The organism is Alcaligenes sp. GW821-FHT11D07, from assembly GCF_058808495.1.
Map to the genome: position 1 here is coordinate 546727 of NZ_JBXART010000002.1, position 21937 is coordinate 568663.

The 21937-nt window shown below is 56.4% G+C and carries 16 protein-coding genes and 1 other RNA gene; 16 read left to right on the top strand and 1 reads right to left on the bottom strand.

Annotation, left to right across the window (positions count from 1 at the left end; translation table 11 throughout):
* Position 1 precedes the first annotated feature (1 nt).
* The 4 genes from recQ to yfaE all read left to right on the top strand — a co-directional run bounded on the left by recQ (position 2) and on the right by yfaE (position 5716).
* Positions 2–1828, top strand: a complete 1827-nt coding sequence (recQ, locus tag AC1RSM_RS11140) for a DNA helicase RecQ (protein ID WP_492932477.1) — start codon at positions 2–4, stop codon at positions 1826–1828.
* Between the two features lie 148 nt (positions 1829–1976).
* Positions 1977–4256 (top strand): class 1a ribonucleoside-diphosphate reductase subunit alpha, encoded by a 2280-nt coding sequence (gene nrdA / locus AC1RSM_RS11145; protein ID WP_492932479.1) that lies wholly within the window; start codon positions 1977–1979, stop codon positions 4254–4256.
* 18 nt (positions 4257–4274) lie between these two features.
* Positions 4275–5411, top strand: coding sequence for a class Ia ribonucleoside-diphosphate reductase subunit beta (gene nrdB / locus AC1RSM_RS11150; RefSeq protein ID WP_492932481.1), 1137 nt, complete (start codon positions 4275–4277; stop codon positions 5409–5411).
* The gene (yfaE, locus tag AC1RSM_RS11155; RefSeq protein ID WP_492932483.1) at positions 5408–5716 is read left to right on the top strand and encodes a class I ribonucleotide reductase maintenance protein YfaE; all 309 of its coding nucleotides are present in this window, start codon (positions 5408–5410) and stop codon (positions 5714–5716) included. The genes nrdB and yfaE overlap by 4 nt, the downstream gene beginning before the upstream one ends.
* Positions 5717–5731: 15 nt before the next feature.
* Here yfaE and abc-f read toward each other — a convergent pair whose 3' ends face one another.
* Positions 5732–7543: a ribosomal protection-like ABC-F family protein gene (gene abc-f, locus AC1RSM_RS11160; protein WP_492932485.1), complete on the bottom strand. Its 1812-nt coding sequence runs from the start codon at positions 7541–7543 to the stop codon at positions 5732–5734.
* A 65-nt stretch (positions 7544–7608) separates the two neighbouring features.
* Here abc-f and rnpB point away from each other — a divergent pair.
* From rnpB to AC1RSM_RS11220, 12 genes are all read left to right on the top strand, one after another.
* Positions 7609–8014: RNase P RNA component class A (gene rnpB, locus AC1RSM_RS11165), an RNA gene on the top strand.
* A gap of 289 nt (positions 8015–8303) precedes the next feature.
* Positions 8304–8732 carry a division/cell wall cluster transcriptional repressor MraZ gene (gene mraZ, locus AC1RSM_RS11170; protein WP_003803565.1) on the top strand — a complete coding sequence of 143 codons (429 nt, stop codon included), beginning with the start codon at positions 8304–8306 and terminating at the stop codon, positions 8730–8732.
* A gap of 7 nt (positions 8733–8739) precedes the next feature.
* A complete protein-coding gene (rsmH, locus tag AC1RSM_RS11175) occupies positions 8740–9810 on the top strand; it encodes a 16S rRNA (cytosine(1402)-N(4))-methyltransferase RsmH (protein ID WP_492932487.1) in 1071 nt (356 codons plus the stop codon).
* Positions 9807–10109 carry a cell division protein FtsL gene (gene ftsL / locus AC1RSM_RS11180; protein WP_492932489.1) on the top strand — a complete coding sequence of 101 codons (303 nt, stop codon included), beginning with the start codon at positions 9807–9809 and terminating at the stop codon, positions 10107–10109. The genes rsmH and ftsL overlap by 4 nt, the downstream gene beginning before the upstream one ends.
* The gene (locus AC1RSM_RS11185; RefSeq protein ID WP_492932490.1) at positions 10106–11845 is read left to right on the top strand and encodes a peptidoglycan D,D-transpeptidase FtsI family protein; all 1740 of its coding nucleotides are present in this window, start codon (positions 10106–10108) and stop codon (positions 11843–11845) included. Before ftsL ends, AC1RSM_RS11185 begins: the two co-directional genes overlap by 4 nt.
* Entirely contained in the window at positions 11842–14622 is a 2781-nt protein-coding gene (gene murF, locus AC1RSM_RS11190) for a bifunctional UDP-N-acetylmuramoyl-L-alanyl-D-glutamate--2,6-diaminopimelate ligase MurE/UDP-N-acetylmuramoyl-tripeptide--D-alanyl-D-alanine ligase MurF (RefSeq protein WP_492932492.1), read from the top strand. The genes AC1RSM_RS11185 and murF overlap by 4 nt, the downstream gene beginning before the upstream one ends.
* Positions 14612–15784, top strand: coding sequence for a phospho-N-acetylmuramoyl-pentapeptide-transferase (mraY, locus tag AC1RSM_RS11195; RefSeq protein ID WP_492932494.1), 1173 nt, complete (start codon positions 14612–14614; stop codon positions 15782–15784). Before murF ends, mraY begins: the two co-directional genes overlap by 11 nt.
* Positions 15781–17310, top strand: a complete 1530-nt coding sequence (gene murD / locus AC1RSM_RS11200) for a UDP-N-acetylmuramoyl-L-alanine--D-glutamate ligase (RefSeq protein WP_492932496.1) — start codon at positions 15781–15783, stop codon at positions 17308–17310. The genes mraY and murD overlap by 4 nt, the downstream gene beginning before the upstream one ends.
* Entirely contained in the window at positions 17307–18500 is a 1194-nt protein-coding gene (gene ftsW, locus AC1RSM_RS11205; RefSeq protein ID WP_492932498.1) for a putative lipid II flippase FtsW, read from the top strand. The genes murD and ftsW overlap by 4 nt, the downstream gene beginning before the upstream one ends.
* Positions 18497–19570: an undecaprenyldiphospho-muramoylpentapeptide beta-N-acetylglucosaminyltransferase gene (gene murG / locus AC1RSM_RS11210; protein WP_492932500.1), complete on the top strand. Its 1074-nt coding sequence runs from the start codon at positions 18497–18499 to the stop codon at positions 19568–19570. The genes ftsW and murG overlap by 4 nt, the downstream gene beginning before the upstream one ends.
* Positions 19567–20973, top strand: coding sequence for a UDP-N-acetylmuramate--L-alanine ligase (gene murC / locus AC1RSM_RS11215; protein ID WP_492932502.1), 1407 nt, complete (start codon positions 19567–19569; stop codon positions 20971–20973). The genes murG and murC overlap by 4 nt, the downstream gene beginning before the upstream one ends.
* Complete coding sequence (locus AC1RSM_RS11220; protein ID WP_492932504.1) at positions 20970–21920, top strand: D-alanine--D-alanine ligase; 951 nt, start codon at positions 20970–20972, stop codon at positions 21918–21920. The genes murC and AC1RSM_RS11220 overlap by 4 nt, the downstream gene beginning before the upstream one ends.
* Positions 21921–21937 lie beyond the last annotated feature (17 nt).

Genomic DNA, 21937 nt, shown 5'->3' on the forward strand with positions numbered 1-21937 from the left:
CATGGCCCAGTCAGCACTTGAGGTTCTTCAGGAAGTTTTTGGTTATGACAGTTTTCGTGGTTCACAGCACGAGATTATCGAGACCCTGATACAAGGCGGTGACGCCCTGGTCTTGATGCCTACGGGCGGCGGCAAGTCGCTTTGTTACCAGATTCCTGCATTGGTTCGACCCGGTACCGGTGTGGTCGTCTCCCCCTTGATTGCCTTGATGCAAGATCAGGTGGATGCGCTAAACGAGCTGGGCGTGAACGCTGCTTTTCTGAATTCCACTCAGGATTGGCAGACGGCTCGTGAAGTTGAGCGTCAGTTTCTGACCGGCCAGTTGGATCTGCTCTATGTGGCTCCCGAACGTCTGCTGACGGACCGTTGCCTGGATTTGCTGGCACGAGGCCAGATATCCCTGTTCGCTATCGACGAGGCCCACTGCGTATCGCAATGGGGCCACGACTTCCGTCCTGAATATCTGGGCCTGGACCTGTTGGCGCAGCGCTGGCCTGGAGTACCACGGGTCGCCTTGACGGCTACGGCTACGCAACTGACGCGGGTGGAAATTGCCCAGCGGCTCAAGCTGGAAGAGGCCCGCCATTTTGTGGCCAGCTTTGATCGTCCCAATATCTGTTACCGCATCATCGAGAAAAACGAGGTGCGCAAGCAACTGCTGAGCTTCATTCAGGAAGAGCATGCAGGGCACGCAGGAATTGTGTATTGTCTGTCCCGCTCCCGCGTGGAAGATACGGCCGAATTTCTGTGCAAGAACGGCATTCATGCCTTGCCCTACCACGCAGGTCTGGAGGCGCAACAACGAGCCATCAATCAGGCGCGCTTCTTGCGCGAGGAAGGGGTGGTCATGGTGGCAACAATTGCCTTTGGCATGGGCGTGAATAAGCCTGATGTACGTTTTGTGGCCCATATTGATCTGCCCAAGTCCGTAGAAGGCTATTACCAGGAAACCGGACGGGCCGGGCGTGATGGCGAAGTCGCTACCGCCTGGCTAGCCTATGGTTTGCAGGACGTGGTGCAACTGCATCGCATGATTAACCAGTCGCAGGGTGATGCGGCGCACCGGCGCCAGCAAGGTCAGGCATTGGATGCCATGCTGGGCTTGTGCGAAACGATTTCCTGCCGCAGGCAGCGGCTGCTGGCGTATTTCGATCAGCAAATCGAGCCTTGCGGGAACTGCGACACTTGTCTGGAAGCTCCGGAGGCCTGGGACGGGACGGTAGCAGCCCAGAAAATGCTTTCCACGATTTACCGATTGTGGCGTGAGCGCGGCCAACGCTTCGGTGCCGGGCATTTGATTGATATCTTGCTAGGCAAGCAGACCGAACGCGTCAAGGAACACGAGCATGACAAGCTCACCGTTTTTGGCGTGGGCAAGGATTTGTCCGATCACGCCTGGAGAGGCGTGCTGCGTCAGTTGCTGGCCCATAGCCTGGTCAGTGTGGACCCGGAAGGGTATGGAACCCTGCTGCTGACCGACGCCAGTCGTGAAGTCCTGAAGGGTGAACGAACCTTAATGCTGCGCCGCGAAACCGTAACACGGGGACCGGCTGCACATCGAACCAAAGGTCAGGCCCCAGCGGGGCCCGCTTTGGAGCCCGATCAGCAGAGACGATTCGAGGCTTTGCGTGCCTGGCGCGCAGCGACGGCACGAGAGCACGGCGTGCCCGCCTATGTCATTTTCCATGATGCTACTTTGCGCGAAGTGGCCATCCGTTGCCCAAGCTCAGAGGCTGATCTGGAGCCGATTACAGGCATAGGTTTACGCAAGCGGGAAGCCTATGGCGAAGCCTTGCTGCGCTGCGTCCAAGAGCTGCAAGCTCTGTAAAAATTGTTAATGGCGCAAGAACTTGTTTCATTTGAAAACGCTATATGTAGTAGAATGTCGGCTATTCTGCACTACATATGGTGCTTGCTAGTGATGCCAAAGCTGCCGCAGGCGCTTCTCCGCATACATCCGTTTTCCGAGACTCCAGATGCAACAAACCGAACAATTGATGGTCACCAAACGGGATGGCCGCACAGAACCTATTAACCTCGACAAGATTCACCGAGTCGTTGACTGGGCTGCTGAGGGTCTCAATAATGTGTCCGTCTCCCAGGTAGAACTGCGTTCGCACATTCAGTTCTACAACGGTATCCGCACCAGCGATATCCACGAAACTATTATTAAGTCGGCTGCGGATTTGATCTCCGAAGAAACCCCCGACTATCAGTACCTGGCTGCTCGCCTGGCCATTTTCCATCTGCGCAAAATTGCTTTTGGTCAGTTCGAGCCACCAACTCTGTTTGACCACGTTACCCGGCAAACAGAAGAAGGGCGCTACGACCCTCATTTGCTGCAGGATTATACCCGCGCCGAGTTCGATGAGCTGGATGCCCACCTTGATCACTGGCGAGACATGAACTTCTCGTACGGTGCCGTCAAGCAGTTGGAAGGCAAATACCTGATTCAGAACCGCGTTACCAAGCGCATTTACGAAAGCCCCCAGTTCTTGTACATCCTGGTGGCCATGTGCTTGTTTGCACGTTACCCAGCAGAAACCCGTCTAAGCTTCATCAAGCGTTTTTACGACGCGGTGTCGCAGTTCAAGATTTCATTGCCTACGCCCATCATGGCGGGTGTGCGCACACCTACACGCCAGTTCAGCTCTTGCGTCCTGATCGAATGTGACGACAGCCTGGACAGCATCAACGCGACGACCAGCGCCATTGTGCGTTACGTGTCTCAACGTGCCGGTATCGGTATCAACGGTGGCCGTATTCGTGCCGTGGGTAGCGAGATTCGTGGTGGCGAAGCTCAGCACACCGGTTGCTTGCCCTTTTTCAAGATGTTCCAGGCCGCCGTCAAGTCGTGCTCCCAAGGTGGGGTGCGTGGTGGTGCCGCGACTTTGTTCTACCCCATGTGGCACTTGGAAGTGGAAACGCTGCTGGTCCTAAAGAACAACCGTGGTGTGGAAGAAAACCGTATTCGTCACCTGGACTACGGCGTTCAGATCAACCGCTTGCTGTATCAGCGCCTGATCAAGGGCAGCCACATTACGCTGTTCTCGCCGCATGACGTTCCTGGCCTGTACGATGCCTTCTTTGCCGATCAGGACGAGTTTGAGCGTCTGTACGAAAAGTACGAGCAAGATCCAGCCATCCGCAAGCGCAGCCTGCCTGCCGTGGAACTGTTCTCCTTGCTGATGCAAGAGCGCGCCAGCACAGGCCGTATCTACATTCAGAACGTAGACCACTGCAATACCCATAGCCCCTTCCAGGCGGACCGCGCTCCTGTGCGCCAGTCCAACCTGTGCATGGAAATTGCTCTGCCGACCAAGCCTTTGAATGATCTGAACGATCCCGAAGGTGAAATCGCACTGTGCACGCTGTCCGCATTCAACCTGGGTGCTCTGGAGTCTCTGGACGAGCTCGACAGCCTGGCTGAATTGATTGTGCGTGCTCTGGATGCATTGCTGGATTACCAGGATTACCCGGTCAAGGCTGCATTGAACGCAACCAACAAGCGTCGTTCTTTGGGCGTCGGCGTTATTAACTACGCTTACTACCTGGCCAAAAACGGCACCCGTTACTCCGATCCAGCCGCTTTGGGTCTGACCCACCGCACCTTTGAAGCTATTCAGTACTACCTGTTGAAGGCTTCGGTGCAGTTGTCGCGTGAATACGGTGCTTGCGACGCTTTTGACGAAACTACGTACGCAGCCGGTTTGTTGCCTACTGATACCTACAAGAAAGATGTGGACAGCATTTGTGCTGAGCCTTTGCATCTGGATTGGGAAGCTTTGCGCGCCGATATCGTCAAGCACGGCCTGCGTAACTCCACCCTGACAGCCTTGATGCCGTCGGAAACCTCCAGCCAGATCGCTAATGCCACCAACGGTATTGAGCCTCCTCGTGGCCTGGTGTCGGTCAAGCAGTCCAAGGACGGTATCTTGCGTCAGGTAGTGCCTGATTTTGAAAAATATAAGGATCAGTACGAATTGCTGTGGCAAATGCCCGGTAACGAGGACTACCTGAAGTTGGTTGGTGTGATGCAGAAGTTCGTGGACCAATCGATTTCTGCCAACACCAACTATGACCCACAGCGGTTCGAGGGTGGTCGTGTCCCGATGAAGCAACTGCTCAAGGACTTGCTGCTGGCCTACAAATATGGTGTGAAGACCTTGTACTACCACAACACCCGCGACGGCGCGGACGACTCGCATGGCGAAGTTGAAGATGACGGTTGCGCTGGTGGGGCGTGCAAGATCTAAGCAAGGGTAAATAGCATCATGACTACCTATAGTACTTTTTCTAAAACGGATAACGACCAGCTCAAAGAACCGATGTTCTTTGGGCAGCCGGTCAACGTAGCGCGCTACGATCAGCAAAAGTATCCGATTTTTGAAAAGCTGATTGAAAAGCAGTTGTCCTTCTTCTGGCGTCCAGAGGAAGTGGATATTACGCAGGACCGGATTGACTACCAGAACCTGCCTGATCACGAAAAGCATATTTTCATCAGCAATCTGAAGTATCAGACCTTGCTGGATTCCATCCAGGGCCGTAGCCCTAACGTGGCATTCCTGCCTCTGGTATCCATTCCAGAGCTGGAAACCTGGATTGAAACCTGGGCTTTTTCCGAGACGATTCACTCGCGCTCGTACACGCACATCATTCGCAATATTGCCAATGATCCGTCCGTCATTTTTGACGACATCGTGCGCAACGAGAATATCCAGCTGCGTGCGGCGGACATCTCGTCCTATTACGATGATTTGATTCGTGACACCATGCTGTACGCCCAACTGGGCGAGGGCGAGCACCAGATCAATGGCGAAACCCATAATCTGAGCGTTTATGAGCTGAAGAAAAAGCTGTATTTGTGCATGATGAGCGTCAATATTCTTGAGGCCATCCGCTTTTACGTCAGTTTTGCCTGCTCTTTTGCGTTTGCAGAACGCAAGCTGATGGAAGGTAATGCCAAGATCATTCGCTTGATCGCACGCGATGAAGCGCTGCACCTGACAGGTACGCAGCACATCATCAACATTATGCGTTCCGGCAATGATGATCCTGAATTCGCCACCATTGCTCGCGAGCTGGAGCCTGTCTGCTTTGAGATGTTTAAAGATGCGGCTGAACAGGAAAAGCTGTGGGCAGACTACCTGTTCCGCGACGGTTCCATGATTGGTCTGAACAAAGACATTCTGGCTCAGTACGTGGAATACATTACCAACATCCGTATGGGTGCAGTGGGTCTTAAACCTGCGTTTGAGGCTGTCAAACACAACCCCATTCCCTGGATCAACACCTGGTTGTCTTCGGACACCGTACAGGTGGCACCTCAAGAGGTGGAACTGAGCTCTTATCTGGTCGGTCAGATCGACTCGGCCGTGTCGGCTGGCGACTTCGACGGTATTGAGCTATGAGCCTGGTCCGGACAACTGATACCCAATTTCAGTTGCTGGACGGCGAAACCCTGCTAGAGGGCTTGGAGCGTACCGGCCACCAGGTCGAGTACCAATGCAGGAGCGGCTATTGCGGCTCCTGCCGTATCCCTCTTGTCTATGGGCAGGTCAGTTATAAAGAGCAGCCTTTGGCCTATGTGGCGCCAGGCGAAGTTCTGCCGTGCTGCTGCACGGTGCTCGAGCCCATCGCTGTAGATTGCCAGCGTATCTCCAAGAATCAAGAAGAAAGCGCGGACCAGCTCAGCTTCTCAGGGCTGAGCTCCTGATCCTTTGGTCAGCGATCAGCTGGCCAAGCGCTTTTCCTCCAGCTTTTCCCAACGCTCGAACAATTGCTCCAGATCCTTGTTGAGCTGGTCAAGCTGGCTGTTGATTTCATCAGCCCGGCTGGAACCGTCTTTATAGAGATCCGGCGCGCTTAATTGCTCGGCCAGTTCAGCTTGCTGGCTTTCAATGGCAGCAATTTTCTCGGGTAAGCCTTCCAGCTCCTTTTCTTCCCAAGGCGCCAGTCGGCCAGGTTTGGCGGCTTTGGTTTCGCGCTCTGCTGCCGATTTGGCTGCAGCGGCAGTGGCCGCCGCCGCTTGCGCGTTGGCAGCCTGCTGTTGTGGACGTTGAGCCAGCCATTCGTCGTAGCCACCCACGTATTCGCCCCATACCCCATTTCCTTCTGCAGCGATCACCTGAGTGACCACGTTGTCCAGGAACGTGCGGTCGTGACTGACCAGCAGCACTGTGCCGGTGTAGTCCTGAATCAGGTCTTCCAGCAATTCCAGCGTTTCGATATCCAGATCGTTGGTGGGCTCGTCCAGAATCAGCATATTGGTGGGCTGGGCAAACATACGGGCCATAGCCAGGCGTGCGCGCTCGCCGCCGGACAGGCTGCGCACCGGCGAATGAGCACGAGCCGCGGGGAACAGGAAGTCCTCCAGGTAGCTCATGATGTGCTTGCGCTGATTGCCGATTTCCACCCATTCACTACCGGGGCTGATGGTATCTGCCAGGGTCGCGTTTTCGTCCAGGCGACTGCGCATCTGGTCAAAATAGCCAATGTTCAGCTTGGTGCCGTGACGCACCGTACCGGAGTTGGGTTCGAGCAAACCCAGCATGATGCGCAGCAAGGTTGTTTTACCCGCACCATTGGGGCCGATCAGGCCGATACGGTCACCCCGCATCAGCAGGGTAGAGAAGTCTTTGATCAGCACACGATCATCGTAGCCGTGGGTGACATCATGCAGCTCTGCCACCAACTTGCCGGAGCGTTGACCTTCAGAGATGGCAAACTTAACGTCACCCGAGCGTTCGCGACGCTCTGAGCGATCGCGGCGCAATTGCTCCAGGCGGCGTACACGACCTTCATCCCGGGTGCGGCGCGCTTGTACGCCCTTGCGAATCCAAACTTCTTCTTGTGCCAAAAACTTGTCGAACTTGGCGTTTTGTTGTTTTTCTGCTTCCAGGTATTCGGCCTTGCGTTCCTGCCATTGGGTGAAGTTGCCGGGAAAGCTGAACAACTTGCCACGGTCCAGCTCCACAATGCGAGTCGCAACCACATCCAGAAAACGGCGGTCGTGGGTGATGATGACGGCACTGCCACGGAAATCCAGCAGCAGGCGTTCCAGCCAAAGAATCCCGTCAAAGTCCAGATGGTTGGTTGGCTCGTCCAGCAAAAGCAGGTCAGGTTCGTTCACCAGGGCATTGGCCAGGGCGACACGTTTGCGTTGACCGCCGGACAGGCCGCCCGTCAGGGCATCGGGGTCCAGCCCCAGCTTGTCGATCAAGGCGTTGACGCGAGAAGGGCGTTGCCAATCCTCGGTTTCGGTAAAGTCGCCACACAGCAAATCGTAAATGCTGACGTCCGGGTCCAGCTCGGGTTCTTGTTCGACGGTGGCAATTTTCAGCCCGCCCAGTCGTTGAACCTGGCCGTCATCGGGGGCCTGGCGTTGATCCAGCAGCTTCAATAGCGATGATTTTCCAGCACCGTTGCGCCCGATCAGACCGATGCGTTCGTTGCTTTGGATGACCAGGTCAGCGTGGTCCAGTAAAGCATGGTGACCGAATGCCAGTTGGACATCGGTCAGGGTAATCAGATTGATGGACATAAGACTCCAGATAAAACAGCGTGTCCTGTGAATTTCTCTATTGTCGCAGGTTACAATGCATCTGTGAGGCAGGCTGGGCAGTCGCGGTACGAGAGTATCGAGGAAGGTCCGGACTCCATAGAGCAGGGTAGCGGCTAACAGCCGTCCGGCAAGTGTGGCGCCCGCCATGCAAGCCGAGGACTAGGGCCACAGAGACGAGACCACAGCAAGGGTTTGCGCAAGCAAACACAGATACGGCTACTTCCGTGTTTTCTTGCACTTCGGTGCAAAGTGCTGTGGGGTGAAACGCGGTAACCTCTACCCGGAGCAATACCAAATAGGCATACGCAGGCTTTTAGCCCGAAAGACGGCTCGTCTCAGTATGCGGGTAGGTAGCTAGAGCCGGCCAGTAATGGCCGGCCCAGAGGAATGATTGCCGGCCAGCGGGTTCCCGTTGGCATACAGAATCCGGCCTATAGGCCTGTCTCACACTTCTCCTGGCCTTCGCCGGAAATTGCGCCCATTTCGTACAGTTGAAAGCAATTGTTAGGGATATTAAATCCCTGACAAGAGTCGCTTGCACGCATTTTTATAACAATTCACTTTTAATGCGTCCCGCAATTTCTTGATTTATCAGCATATTTTTTTTTAGGCACTTCTAGGATAGTGCGCTAAGTGCTTGTTGTGATTGAAAAAATTGCAACCGCTGCCTTGACCGAAAAGGCTTTCCCCCGTAGAGTGGGGAAAAGTAGGAAATAGTGTAAAAAAGTGGGGGAAAAAAGTGTTCCAAGGCAGCAGCGCGCTCACACTGGATGCAAAGGGGCGGATGTCAATTCCGACTCGGCACCGTGACGCGCTTTTGCAGCAGGAACAAGGCCGCTTGACCCTCACCCGCCATCCTGACGGCTGTTTGCTGGTGTATCCGCGCAGTGTGTGGGAAGAGAAGCGCGAACAAATTGCCCGCTTTCCCATGAGCGCACGTTTCTTGCAGCGCCTGTTGCTGGGCAGTGCTCAGGACGTGGATCTGGACTCCGCTGGTCGGATATTGATCGCTCCCGAACTGCGCGCAGCAGTTGGCCTGGAGCGCGATGCCATGCTGTTGGGTATGGCCACCCATTTTGAGTTGTGGAATGCACAGGAACTGGAACGCCGACAGGCCCAGGATCTGGCTGAAAACTCCACAGACGTATTCGACACTTTTTCTTTCTGAGTAAGTCATGACGCTGGTACATCGATCCGTGCTGCTGGAGCCTACGGTGGCGGCCCTCGTGGATCCGTCTTTTGAGGCCCGGCGTTGGGCTCAGGCCCCTGAAATCAAGGGCTTGGCCGACGGCGTTTACGTTGATTGCACCTTTGGACGGGGTGGGCACAGCCGCTTGCTGCTGTCGCACTTAAGCCCTCAGGGCCGCCTGATTGTTATCGACAAGGACCCGCAAGCCATTGCTGTTGCCAAGGAGCTGGCCGCGCAAGATAGCCGTGTCACGGTCGTGCACAGCGGCTTTGGTGATCTGGCCCAGGCTCTGGACGATTTGGACGTGGGGCCATTGCAAGGCGTCATGATGGATTTGGGCATTTCATCGCCACAAATCGATGATGCAGAACGAGGTTTCTCTTTTATGCGTGAAGGTCCCCTGGACATGCGCATGGATACCAGCGGTGGTTTGACCGCTGAACAGTGGCTGGCCGAAGTCAGCGTAGAAGTTTTAAAGGAGGTCATTGCAGAATATGGCGAAGAACGGTTTGCTTTCCAGATTGCAAAGGCGATTGTTGATCGCCGCCAATCCCGCCCGCTACATACAACGCGTGATCTCGCCGAGCTCGTCGCCGGTGTCGTCCGCACGCGCGAAAAGGGTCAACATCCGGCAACCAGGACCTTCCAGGCTATACGGATTTACCTCAATCGTGAGCTCGAGGAGCTCGCGCACGCGCTTCCGTCAATTCTGAGTCGATTGGCGACTCAGGGCAGGCTTGCGGTGATTGCTTTTCATTCGCTGGAGGACCGCATGGTCAAACAGTTTATGAATGCAGCTGCGCGTCCCGCGCAGGAACAGTCACGTCTACCTATCCTTGAAAAAGATATGCCCCAGCCTCTGGTGCAGTCTTTGGGCAGAATCTTGCCCACCGATGAGGAGTCCAGCGATAACCCGCGAGCCCGCTCGGCGGTATTGCGGGTGGTGCAACGCACCGAAACACCCATCCCCCAGGACTGGATGCGCAGCGCCAGCGAGCGCCTGGTGCACCAGGCCGCCTATAGCCGCCAGCCTGCTGGCAAGCGAGGCCGCCGATGATGCGCCTGGTCATCACCCTTTCTTTGGTGTTGATGCTTTCGGCCATCTCTTTGGTGACGGCGCGCTATCAGGCGCGCGAGTTGTTTGTGCAAACCGATCGTCTGGTCACGAAAGCCGGCGAGTTGGATACGGACTGGCGTCGTCTACAACTGGAGCGTGCCGAGCTGGCTCGTAACGCCCGGGTGGACGACATTGGCCGTAATGAATTGCACTTGGTTCTGGGTTCTCCAGAACGCACCCTTTATTTGCAAGGTCGTGAACTGAGCTCGAACCTGGCGCAGCCCGGAGGGCGGCCATGAAACGATTCGGTTATCACGAAAACCCCGTACTCAGCGCCCAGATTCCATTCTGGCGTTCGCGTCTGGTACTGGTTCTCCTGTTTCTGGGCTTTGGTGCTTTGATCATCAAAGCCTTGTATTTACAGGGCTTGTCGACAGAATTCCTGCAGCAACAAGGCGAGCGCCGTTATGAGCGCACCCAGGTGCTGCCGCCCATGCGCGGCAAGGTGTTTGATCGTACCGGCTCTGTGGTGCTGGCCTCCAGCGTGCCCGTGAAAGCCATCTGGGCTATCCCGGATGATGCTCGCAACGCCAAGGCTGAACAGATCGTTCAACTGGCCAAGCTGCTGGGCATGAGTCAGTCGGATATAGACCGTCGCCTGTCCGTTGAGGATCGAAACTTTGTCTACATCAAGCGCCAGGTTGATGTGGATGTTGCCGCTCAGATTGCAGAGCTGAAAATCCCCGGTATTCATCAACAAGAAGAAATGCGCCGCTTCTATCCCGAAGGGGATGTGATGGCGCACATCGTGGGTTTTACCAATATTGAAGACCAGGGCATTGAAGGGATCGAGCTGGCATTTAACTCCGCTCTGTCCGGTACGCCCGGTTCGCGCCGCGTCATTCGTGATCGACTGGGGCGCGTGGTAGAAGACGTACGCGCCATCATTCCACCTACCCACGGACAGGATTTGCACTTGTCCATTGATGCCGGTTTGCAGTTTGACGCCTACACCGCCCTTAAGAAAGGCATGGAAGACGTCAAGGCCAATGCCGCCGCCGCCGTCGTGATGGATGTGAAAACCGGGGAGATTTTGGCCCTGGTGAATTTGCCTACCTACAACCCCAACGACCGGGATGATCGCAAAGGCCCATCGCTGCGCAATCGTGCTCTGACTGATACGTTCGAGCCGGGCTCCATCATGAAGCCCTTTACGGTTGCCCTGGCGCTGGACATCAATCGCATCACCACTGCTACCCGCTTCAACACGGGTAATGGTCAGTACCGTTATCAGGGCAGTGTGATCAGCGATGTCAGCCGCAACAATGGCATGTTGGACGCGGCTGGCATTTTGCGTCGTTCCAGCAATATTGGCATGACCATGATTTCCGAGCGCCTGACTTCGCAGGAAATGTGGAACAAATTTACTGAACTGGGTTTTGGTCGCTCTCCTCAGGCTGACTTCCCCGGTATTGCCAGCGGCAGACTGCGCCCTTGGGAGCGCTGGCGCCCCATTGAGCGCGCCACCATGTCCTATGGTTATGGTTTGTCTGTTTCACTGCTGCAAATTGCCCACGCCTACACGGCGTTTGCGCGTAATGGCGACATGGTCTCCATGACCTTGCTCAAGCGTGAAGGCAAGCCTGCCAGCGTTCAGGTTTACACCCCCAAAGTCGCCTCCGAAGTGCGTGACATGCTGGAAGCGGCTGCTGGCCCGGCCGGTGCCCGCTTGGCTCAGGTTCAAGGCTATCGCGTGGCAGGCAAGAGCGGTACCGCTCGCAAGATTGTGGATGGCCGCTACAGCAAGTCCTTGTATCGCGGCTCCTTTGTGGGCTTTGCGCCCGTTTCCGATCCCCGCATTGTGGTGGCCGTCACGATTGACGAGCCGCACAGCTCCAATTACTACGGCGGGCGAATTGCCGCGCCGATCTTTTCAGAAATTGTGGCCCGGAGCTTGAGACGCCTAGGTGTCCAGCCTGATGCGCCCATAGATTCGCTGGTGGCTGTTGGCCCCGGTGCGGAGAATGTACGATGAATGCCGCAGCAATATTGGAGTGGCTGGAGCGCCATATCGCGCCCACGGCAAACTTATGTTTAGACTCTCGCCAGATCAAGGCGGGTGACGCGTTTTTTGCTTGCCTTGGTCACCAGGGTGATGGTCGTGAATACGAAGTTCAGGCTGTTCAGCAAGGTGCTGTTGCGATTGTGCGTGAGCAGGGCGATCAGGCTGTTGATCCCGGCGTGCCTGTTTTGCAGGTGCCAAACTTAAGCGCTTTGTTGGGTGAAGTGGCCCATGAATGGTGGGGCCGTCCATCCGAAGCCATGACAGTGGTGGCAGTTACCGGTACCAATGGCAAGACCTCGACCGTGCAGTGGGTCTCCTCGGCCCTGAATCACTCCCAAGTGCCTTGCGGCACTATTGGCACCTTGGGCGTAACCTTGCCCGACGGCTCCAATCTGGGCGGTGTGCTGACCACGCCTGACGTCTTGACCGTGCACCGCAGTCTGGCTGCCATTCGCGCCCAAGGCGGTAATGCTGTGGCGCTGGAAGCCTCTTCGATTGGTCTGGAGCAAGGCCGTCTGGATGGCGTCCGTATTGATATTGCCGGGTTTACCAACCTGACTCACGATCATCTGGACTACCACCACAGCATGGAAGAATACAAACAGGCCAAGCTGCGCCTGTTTAGCTGGCCCGGTCTGCGTAGCATTGTGGTCAATGCTGACGATGCAACGGGCCGTGAACTGATGCAGGCCGGTTTGGCTGCTCGCGTTATTTCCTATTCCATGAGCCAGCCTGAGGTAGACCTGCTGGCTCAAGACGTGCATACCGGCGCTGATGGTCAGGTGTTCAACCTGGTTACCGCTCATGGCACCGCACAAATTCTGACTCACCTGCTGGGCGAGCATAACGTCGCCAACCTGCTGTTGGTGGCAGGTGTGTTGCAAGAGGTGGGTTGGCCCGTTTCCAAGATTGCCCGCATCATGGACAAGCTGGAGTCGGTTCCTGGCCGTCTGCAAATTGTGACCCCTAGCAGCACTTCGGGTCGTCAACAGCCGCTGCCTTTGGTTGTGGTGGATTACGCCCATACAGCGGATGCGCTGGAGCGCGCCTTGCAGGCCTTGCGTGAAGTTGCCTCGGTGCGTGGCGGCAAGTTGATTTGCGTGTTTGGCTGCGGTGGTAACCGGGATACCGCCAAGCGCCCCATTATGGGTGAAGTGGCCGCTCGTCTGGCTGACAGCGTATTGGTCACTACCGATAACCCCCGCTTTGAAGATCCAGCAGACATCATCCGTCAGATTGTGGCGGGTATGCCTGCCGCGCCTGCTGTGCAAATGGATCGTGCACGTGCGATTTTGTCGGCTATCTGGGCTGCGAGCCCGGACGATATTGTCTTGTTGGCTGGCAAAGGCCACGAAACCTATCAGGAAGTGCAGGGCGAGCGTTCTGTATTTGATGACTCGGACTGGGCGAAAGCCGCTTTGTGCTGGTTACGTGGTGTGCGTCTGAGCACCGATTCGCGTAGCTTGGCTAAAGGCGAGATGTTCCTGGCCCTGAGCGGCGAACAGTTTGATGGCCATCGTTATCTGGCCAAAGCTCAGGAGCAGGGCGCTGCTGCGGCGATTGTTGCGCAGCGAGACCCCTCCGTAACCCTGCCGCAAATTGTGCTGGGTGATACCCGTCGCGCCTTGATGACTTTGGCCAGCGAATGGCGTTTGCGCTTTGATATCCCCGTCATTGGTGTGACGGGCAGCAATGGCAAAACAACCACCAAAGAAATGATTGCGGCAATTTTGCGCGCCTGGTTGGGCGATGCAGAAAGCCTGGCAACGCGTGGCAACCTGAATAATGACTTGGGTGTGCCGCTGTCTGTGCTGCGCTTGAGCGCCGAGCATAAAGCGGCGGTGCTGGAAATGGGCATGAATCACCCTGGTGAGATTGCCGTGCTGGCCGCCATGGCGCGCCCCACAATTGCCCTGATTAATAATGCGCAGCGCGAACACCAGGAGTTCATGCACAGCGTAGAGGCTGTGGCACGTGAAAACGGTACGGTCATTGATGTCTTGCCAGCAGATGGCGCTTTGGTCATTCCTGATGATGACGCTTTCAGCGCCATGTGGGCGCAGCAAGCGGGTGATCGCTCAGTACTGCGTTTTGGCTTGAACGGTCAGGAAGATGTGTTTGCTGCCGATATGTTTGTGGAGCCCGCTCGTACACGCTTTGTCTTGCATGTGGCGGGTCATTCCGCCGCGTTGACCTTGCATAGCCCCGGCATCCACAACCTGCGCAACGCCTTGGCTGCTGCGGCTTGCGCCCATGCCGCGGGTGCGCCTTTGGCCGCTATTGTGCAAGGTCTGGAAAGTTTCCGCCCCGTCTCTGGCCGTATGCAGCCGAAACAGCTGTCTACCGGCTATCAGTTGATCGACGACACTTATAACGCCAACCCGGATTCGGTGCGCGCCGCCATTGATGTGTTGGCTCAGTTGAAAGGCCGCAAGGTGTTGGTGCTGGGCAATATGGCCGAAATCGGTGACAACAGCTCTGAACTGCACGCAGAAGTGGGTGCCTACGCCAAAGAGCGCGGCATGGACGAATTGCTGACCCTGGGTGGCGATGCCAGCCATGCGGCTCAGGCTTTCGGTGCACGTGCCCATCAGTTTGAAACCCTGGAGGACATGGTGGCCTATTTGTTGGCCCTAGAGCCGTCCCATGTGCTGATCAAAGGTTCGCGCAGTGCTCGTATGGAGCGCGTGGTAGCCGCCCTGGAAAACAGCTTCCCGCACACAGAAGGAGCAACTCATGCTTCTTGAATTGGCGCGTTGGCTTTCTGACGATCATATTCGCGCCTTTGGTGTGTTCGAGTACATCACCCTGCGCGCCATTTTGGCGTGCGCCACCGCCTTGGCCATTGGCCTGCTGTGCGGTCCCTGGGTGATTCGCAAACTGACTGAATTGAAAATTGGTCAGGCTGTACGTGCTTACGGTCCTGAATCGCATTTGCAAAAAAATGGCACGCCCACCATGGGCGGCGTGCTGATCCTGATTTCTGTCGGTATCAGCACTTTGTTGTGGGCTGACTGGACCAACCGCTTTGTGTGGGTGGTGCTGCTGGTGACCTTCGGTTTTGGCTGGATTGGTTGGGCGGACGACTACAAGAAAGTCGTGAACCGTGACCCCGAAGGCATGTCCTCGCGTCAGAAGTTTTTCTGGCAAGCCTTGATCGGCACAGTGGCAGCGGTTTACTTGAGTTTCGCCGTATCCGTGCCTGCCAACACAGAGCTGTGGCCCCTGTTCAAAGAATGGGTGCTTAGCGGCTTCACGATGGCATTGCCTACGCAAGCTGACCTGATTGTGCCTTTCTTCAAGTCCGTCAGTTACCCGCTGGGTGTTTTGGGTTTTGTGGTTCTGACCTGGGCCGTGATTGTTGGCTCCAGTAATGCGGTCAACCTGACTGATGGCCTGGATGGTCTGGCCATCATGCCAACGGTCTTGGTCGGTGGCGCACTGGGCATCTTTGCCTATGTCGTTGGCCGTGTGGACTATTCCAAGTATTTGCTCTTCCCCTATATCCCCGGTGCTGGCGAACTGATGGTGATTTGTGCCGCCATTGCCGGTGCAGGTCTGGCCTTCTTGTGGTTCAACGCTTACCCCGCGCAAGTGTTCATGGGTGACGTCGGTGCCTTGGCTTTGGGTGGTGCACTGGGCACCATCGCGGTCATCGTGCGCCAGGAAATTGTGCTGTTCATTATGGGCGGCGTGTTTGTGGTGGAAACCTTGTCAGTGATGTTGCAGGTGACCTGGTTCAAGTACACCAAAAAACGCTATGGGCAGGGCAGGCGAATATTTCGTATGGCACCGCTGCATCATCATTTTGAAGTCAGCGGCTGGAAAGAGACGCAGGTGGTGGTTCGCTTCTGGATCATCACCATGATGCTGGTCATGATCGGTCTGTCTACATTGAAGCTGCGATGAATGCCTTAAGTTTTCCTTCGATCCGTAAAGACGGTCTCATGCTTATCCTAGGGTTAGGCGAGACAGGCTTTGCTGCGGCTCGCTGGTCTTTGGCCCAGGGGGCCCGCATTCGTCTGGCGGATACGCGTGAACAGGTGCCCAGCCTGGACAAGGTTCAGGCTTTGAGCAGCTCGCCTCTGGATATCCGTCTGGGCCAGCAGGCTCTGCTGGCCGATACCTTGGACGAGGTTCATACCCTGGTGGTCAGCCCCGGCTTGTCACCTCTGGACCCCGCCTTGGGCGCTTTTTTTGCTCTGGCTCGTGAGCGTGGCATCGAAGTCATCGGCGAGATCGAGCTGTTTGCTCGGGCGCTGAAAGATTTGGCCGATCAAGGTCATGAAAGCCGAGTGCTGGCCATTACCGGGACTAATGGCAAAACCACAGTGACCGCCATGACGCGTCATCTGCTGGAGCAGGCTGGTGTGTCGGCCTTGGCCGTGGGCAATATCAGCCCTGCTGCGCTGACGGCTTTGTGCGATGCCCTTGAGGGTGACGTCTTGCCCCAGGTTTGGGTGCTGGAGTTGTCCAGCTTCCAGTTGGACAGCACGTTTACGCTGCGTGCAGATGCTGGCGTCGTTCTGAATATTTCTCAAGACCATCTGGACTGGCACGGCTCCATGGACGCCTACGTGCAGGTCAAGCAGCGCTTGTACAGCATGTGCGACGTCACTCTGATCAATCGTGATGACCCGGCTGTGATGGCGATGGTGCCAGACGCCACGCAGGAGTCAGTGCGCAGCTTCGGCCTGGATAAACCTGCTTTGCTGGGCGATATGGGCTTGTTGAGCGACGGCGGCATGCAGTGGCTAGTGGCTAATGAGCCTAGCGACTTTGACCTGCCCGCAACAGGTCTGAAAAAACGTAATGTGCCAGCCGGCCCGGCTTCGCGTGGCAAGGGTAACTTGAAGCGACTGATGCCGGCCGAGGCCTTGCAGATCAAAGGTCGCCACAATGCCTTGAATGCGCAGGCTGCTCTTTTGCTGGCACGAACACTGGGTTTAGGTTGGGCGGAACTGCTGAACGGTTTGCGCACCTATCAGGGTGAACCGCACCGTGTGGAACTGGTGCGTGTGCTGGATGGTGTCCAGTATCTGGATGACAGTAAAGGCACCAACGTAGGCGCAACCGTAGCGGCCTTGCGCGGTTTTGATCAGCGCGTCTGGCTGATTGCCGGTGGCCTTGGCAAAGGCCAGGATTTTGAGCCTTTGGCAGTGGCAGCAAAACAGAATGTTGCTGAAGTCTTTTTGATTGGCAAGGATGCCGCGCTGATTGCGGCGGTCTTGCAGGCTCACGATGTGCCGCATCGCCTGTGTGATGGTTTGGAATCTGCCGTTCAAGCGGCAGCAGAACAAGCACGCTCTGGCGATGTGGTCTTGTTGTCTCCGGCCTGCGCCAGCATGGATATGTTCAAAAGCTATCACCACCGTGGCATGTGCTTTGTTGCAGCCGTGACTGAGATGGCACTGGATAGAGGAGAGCTGGCATGAGTCTGTTTGCCGAGCTGACCTCGGGTGTCAATGCAGTGCGTCCTGGACGTACTGCATTGCCTGCATTTGACCGCCCCTTGTTGGCTGCCACGCTGATGCTGACCTTGTTTGGTTTGCTGATGGTGTATTCGGCCTCGATCGCTTTGGCAGACGGACCGCGCTATGAAAGCTACGGTCGCTATTACTTTGTGATTCGCCACGCTTTGTTCATCGTAGTGGGCGTGGTGCTGGCCATGTTCTCGGCCACTATCCCTTTGCGCGTCTGGCAAAAGCTGGCCGTGCCTTTGTTCGCTGTCGCCATTTTATTGTTGCTGGTCGTACTGGTGCCGGGCATTGGTCGGGAAGTGAACGGCGCACGGCGCTGGCTGCCTTTGGGCATTATCAACTTCCAGCCTTCGGAACTGATGAAGCTGGCCATGGTGCTGTATGCCGCCGATTACACCGTGCGCAAGCAGCAGCATCTGCATACCTTTATACGTGGCTTTTTGCCCATGGCTGTTGCCTTGGGCCTGGTGGGTGTTTTGCTGCTGATGGAGCCTGACTTGGGCGCCTTCATGGTCATTGTGGCCATTGCTGTCGGGATTCTGTTTATTGGTGGGATCAACGGCAAGCTGTTCTCCGCTTTGTTGGGCATTTTGGTCAGCAGCTTCCTGTTGCTGATCTGGCTTTCTCCTTGGCGGCGAGAGCGTTTGTTTGTGTACCTGGACCCATGGAACCCCGATAACGCCTATGGCAGTGCGTATCAGTTGTCGCATTCACTGATTGCCTTGGGCCGTGGTGAATGGTTCGGCGTGGGCCTGGGGTCCAGCGTGGAAAAACTGCATTACCTGCCTGAAGCTCACACCGACTTTATTGTTGCGGTGATCGGCGAAGAGCTGGGCTTTGTAGGGGTCTCTGCCCTGATCCTGACTTTCGGCTTTGTGGTGTGGCGCAGCTTCAATATTGGCCGTCAGGCCAGTGCCATGGATCGCTTGTTCAGCGGCATCGTGGCTCAAGGTGTTGCACTCTGGTTCGGTGTGCAGGCCTTTATCAATATCGGTGTGGTGCTGGGTCTGCTGCCTACGAAAGGCCTGACCTTGCCCTTGGTCAGTTACGGTGGTTCGGGCATTGTGATGAACTTGGTGGCTTTTGCCTTGTTGCTGCGGGTTGATTTTGAGAACCGGCAAATGATGCGAGGTAAGCGCACATGAGCAAGCCCACTCTTCTCATCATGGCAGGCGGTACTGGCGGGCACATTATGCCCGGACTGGCTGTAGCCCACGAGATGCAGCAACGTGGCTGGAATGTACTGTGGTTGGGACATCCCGAACGCATGGAAGGTAGCCTGGTTCCCCAACACGGGATTAAAATGCTGCCTCTGCGATTTTCCGGATTACGAGGCAAAGGCGTGAAGGCGCTGCTCTCTTTACCCTTTACCTTGATCAGCGCGTGCTGGCAGGCTCATCGTTGCTTGCAGCAGGCCAAGCCGGATGTCGTTTTGGGCATGGGGGGCTATGTCGCCTTCCCAGGTGGCTTGATGGCCTTTGTGTCGCGCCGCCCGCTAGTGGTACATGAACAAAATGCCGTAGCCGGGACAGCCAATCGTTATCTGGCCAAGATGGCAACTCGCGTTTTGACGGGTTTTCCCGGCGCCTTGCCAGGTGCCGTGACGGTAGGTAATCCAGTACGTGACGCCTTTGTCGGTCAAGGACCAGCTGCAGAGCGCTATGCCAAGCGCAGTGGCCCGCTACGCATTCTGGTGGTGGGTGGCAGCCTGGGCGCTGCTGCGCTCAATAAGGTGGTGCCGGAAGCGATGGCCTTGATTCCGGCTGAACAGCGCCCGCACGTGACACATCAGTCAGGTCAGCAGCACTTGGATAGTCTGCAACAAAGCTACGCGCAGCATCAGGTACAGGCTGACTGCAAAGCCTTTATTGCCGATATGGCCCAGGCCATGAAAGAGGCTGATGTGCTGATTTGCCGCGCTGGTGCCATGACGGTAGCCGAAGTGGCTGCCATCGGTGTGGCCGCTTTGTTTGTGCCGCTGCCTCATGCCATTGATGATCACCAGACAGCCAATGCCCGCTACCTGAGCGAATGCTCGGGAGCGTGGCTCAAGAAACAATCGGAGTTGACGGCTCAGTGGCTTGCACAATGGTTGCAGGGACTGAATCGTGAAGAATTAAGTCGTGTGGCCAGCCACGCGCAAGAACATGCACAGTTGAATGCCACGCAGCACATTGCCGAAGCATGTCAGCAGTCGGCAAGGAGGGTGGGATGAAACACCGCATTCAACGTATTCATTTTGTAGGGATTGGCGGTTCAGGCATGAGCGGCATTGCCGAGGTCATGCTGAACCTGGGCTTTGCCATCAGTGGTTCCGATATTCAGGAAACCGCCGTGACACGCCGTCTGGAGCAGTTAGGTGCTCGTATTGTGATTGGCCATGTGGCCGAGAACGTTGCCGGTATGGGCGCGATCGTAACGTCCACCGCGATTGCGGGCGATAACCCGGAAGTCTTGGCCGCACGTGCTGCTCGCATTCCCGTGGTGCCACGCGCCCTGATGCTGGCGGAATTGATGCGCTTGAAGCGCGGTATTGCTGTGGCGGGCACGCATGGCAAGACCACCACCACCAGCCTGGTTGCCAGCCTTTTAGGCGCAGCCGATCTGGACCCGACTTTTGTGATCGGTGGTCGCCTGAATTCGGCTGGTGCCAATGCCCGCCTGGGTCAGGGCGATTACATCGTCGTGGAAGCGGATGAGTCGGACGCCTCTTTCCTGAATCTGTTGCCGGTGATGGCCATCATCACCAATATCGACGTAGACCATATGGACACCTATGGTCATGACGTTGCCCGACTGAAAAGTGCCTTCATCGACTTCACCCATCGTCTGCCGTTTTACGGCAGTGCCATCGTGTGCAACGACGATGCGAATGTGCGCGAAATCATTCCTTTTGTATCGCGCCCTGTCACCACTTACGGCATTGATACGGACGCCCAAGTGCGGGCCGTCAACATCGAATGCCGCGGTACGACCATGTGTTTTGATGTGCAGCGCAAAGGCGCGACAGGGGATCTTCCCCTGCTGTCCGTATGCCTGAATCTGCCTGGAAAACACAATGTACTCAATGCCTTGGCAGCGATTGCCGTGGCGACAGAATTAGGCGTCAGTGACGAGGTTATTGCCCGTGGCCTGCGTGAGTTCACCGGGGTTGGTCGCCGCTTTTCCATGGTGGGTGACTTCCCAGTGTCTGAAGAACACGGTGGCGGTGTGTTTACCGTTGTTGACGATTATGGTCACCATCCTGTCGAAATGGCTGCTACCTTGGCGGCCGCACGTGGTGCTTGGCCCGATCGACGTATCGTGCTGGCTTTCCAGCCGCACCGCTACACACGCACCCGTGATTGCTTTGAAGATTTCGTGCAGGTACTTAGCCAGGCCGATGCGGTGCTTCTTGGAGAAGTCTATCCCGCTGGCGAGGCTCCCCTTGTGGCCGCCGATGGCCGTGCCTTGAGCCGCGCAGTGCGCGTGCTTGGCAAGGTCGAACCCATTTTCGTGGCCGAAATCAGCGATATGGCGCAAGCCGTCCTGGACTTTGTCCGTGACGGCGATGTGGTGTTGGTAATGGGAGCAGGGTCCATCAGCCGGATTCCTGCCCAATTGGGAGAGATGGCATGACAGCGGATTTTGGTCGGGTCGGCGTGTTGTACGGTGGAAAGTCCGCCGAACGGGAAGTGTCTTTGATGTCCGGTCAGGGCGTTCATGAAGCCTTGTGCAGCATGGGCGTGGATGCGCATTTGTTCGACATGGGCAAGCAAGGGCTGACCGAGCTGGCTCAGGCCGGATTTGACCGCGTGTTTATTGCTTTGCATGGCCGTTACGGCGAAGACGGCACCTTGCAGGGAGCCCTGGAATGGATGGGCATCCCTTACACCGGCAGCGGTGTGATGGCCTCGGGCTTGGCAATGGACAAGATCATGACCAAGCACCTGTGGCAGCACCTGGGCTTGCCCACGCCGGGTTTTGCTCAGCTGGACCATGTCAGTCAAGTAGCCGCTGCGGTCGAACGTCTGGGAGTGCCGCTGATCATGAAGCCGCCCCACGAAGGTTCTACCGTGGGCGTGGTACGAGTGGATCGCGCTGAAGACGCCGTTGCCGCCTTTGAAACTGCCATGCATTACGACACGGTCGTGCTGGCTGAGCAGTTCATTCGTGGCCGCGAACTGACCGTACCTATTATCGGTTCGGGTGCGCAAGCGCGCGCCTTGCCCGTGATTGATATTGTTGCGCCGCAGGGCAATTACGACTTTGAGCACAAGTACTACTCGGACGAAACCCAGTATTTCTGCCCGGCCGATTTGTCCCCCGAGCTGACCGCTCAGATTCAGGACCTGTCTGTGCGTGCTTTCAATGCTTTGGGCTGTGAGGGTTGGGGCCGTGCGGACTTTATGCTCGATGAGCAAAACCGCCCCTGGTTGCTGGAAATGAATACGTCGCCTGGCATGACCAGTCATTCGCTGGTGCCTATGGCCGCCAAGGCTGAAGGCACCAGCTACGCACAATTGTGCGTCAACATTTTGGCAACAGCCCGCTGCAAAGTGCAGGCCATTGCCCGCAGCCTATAGAACTTGGAGCCCGGTTC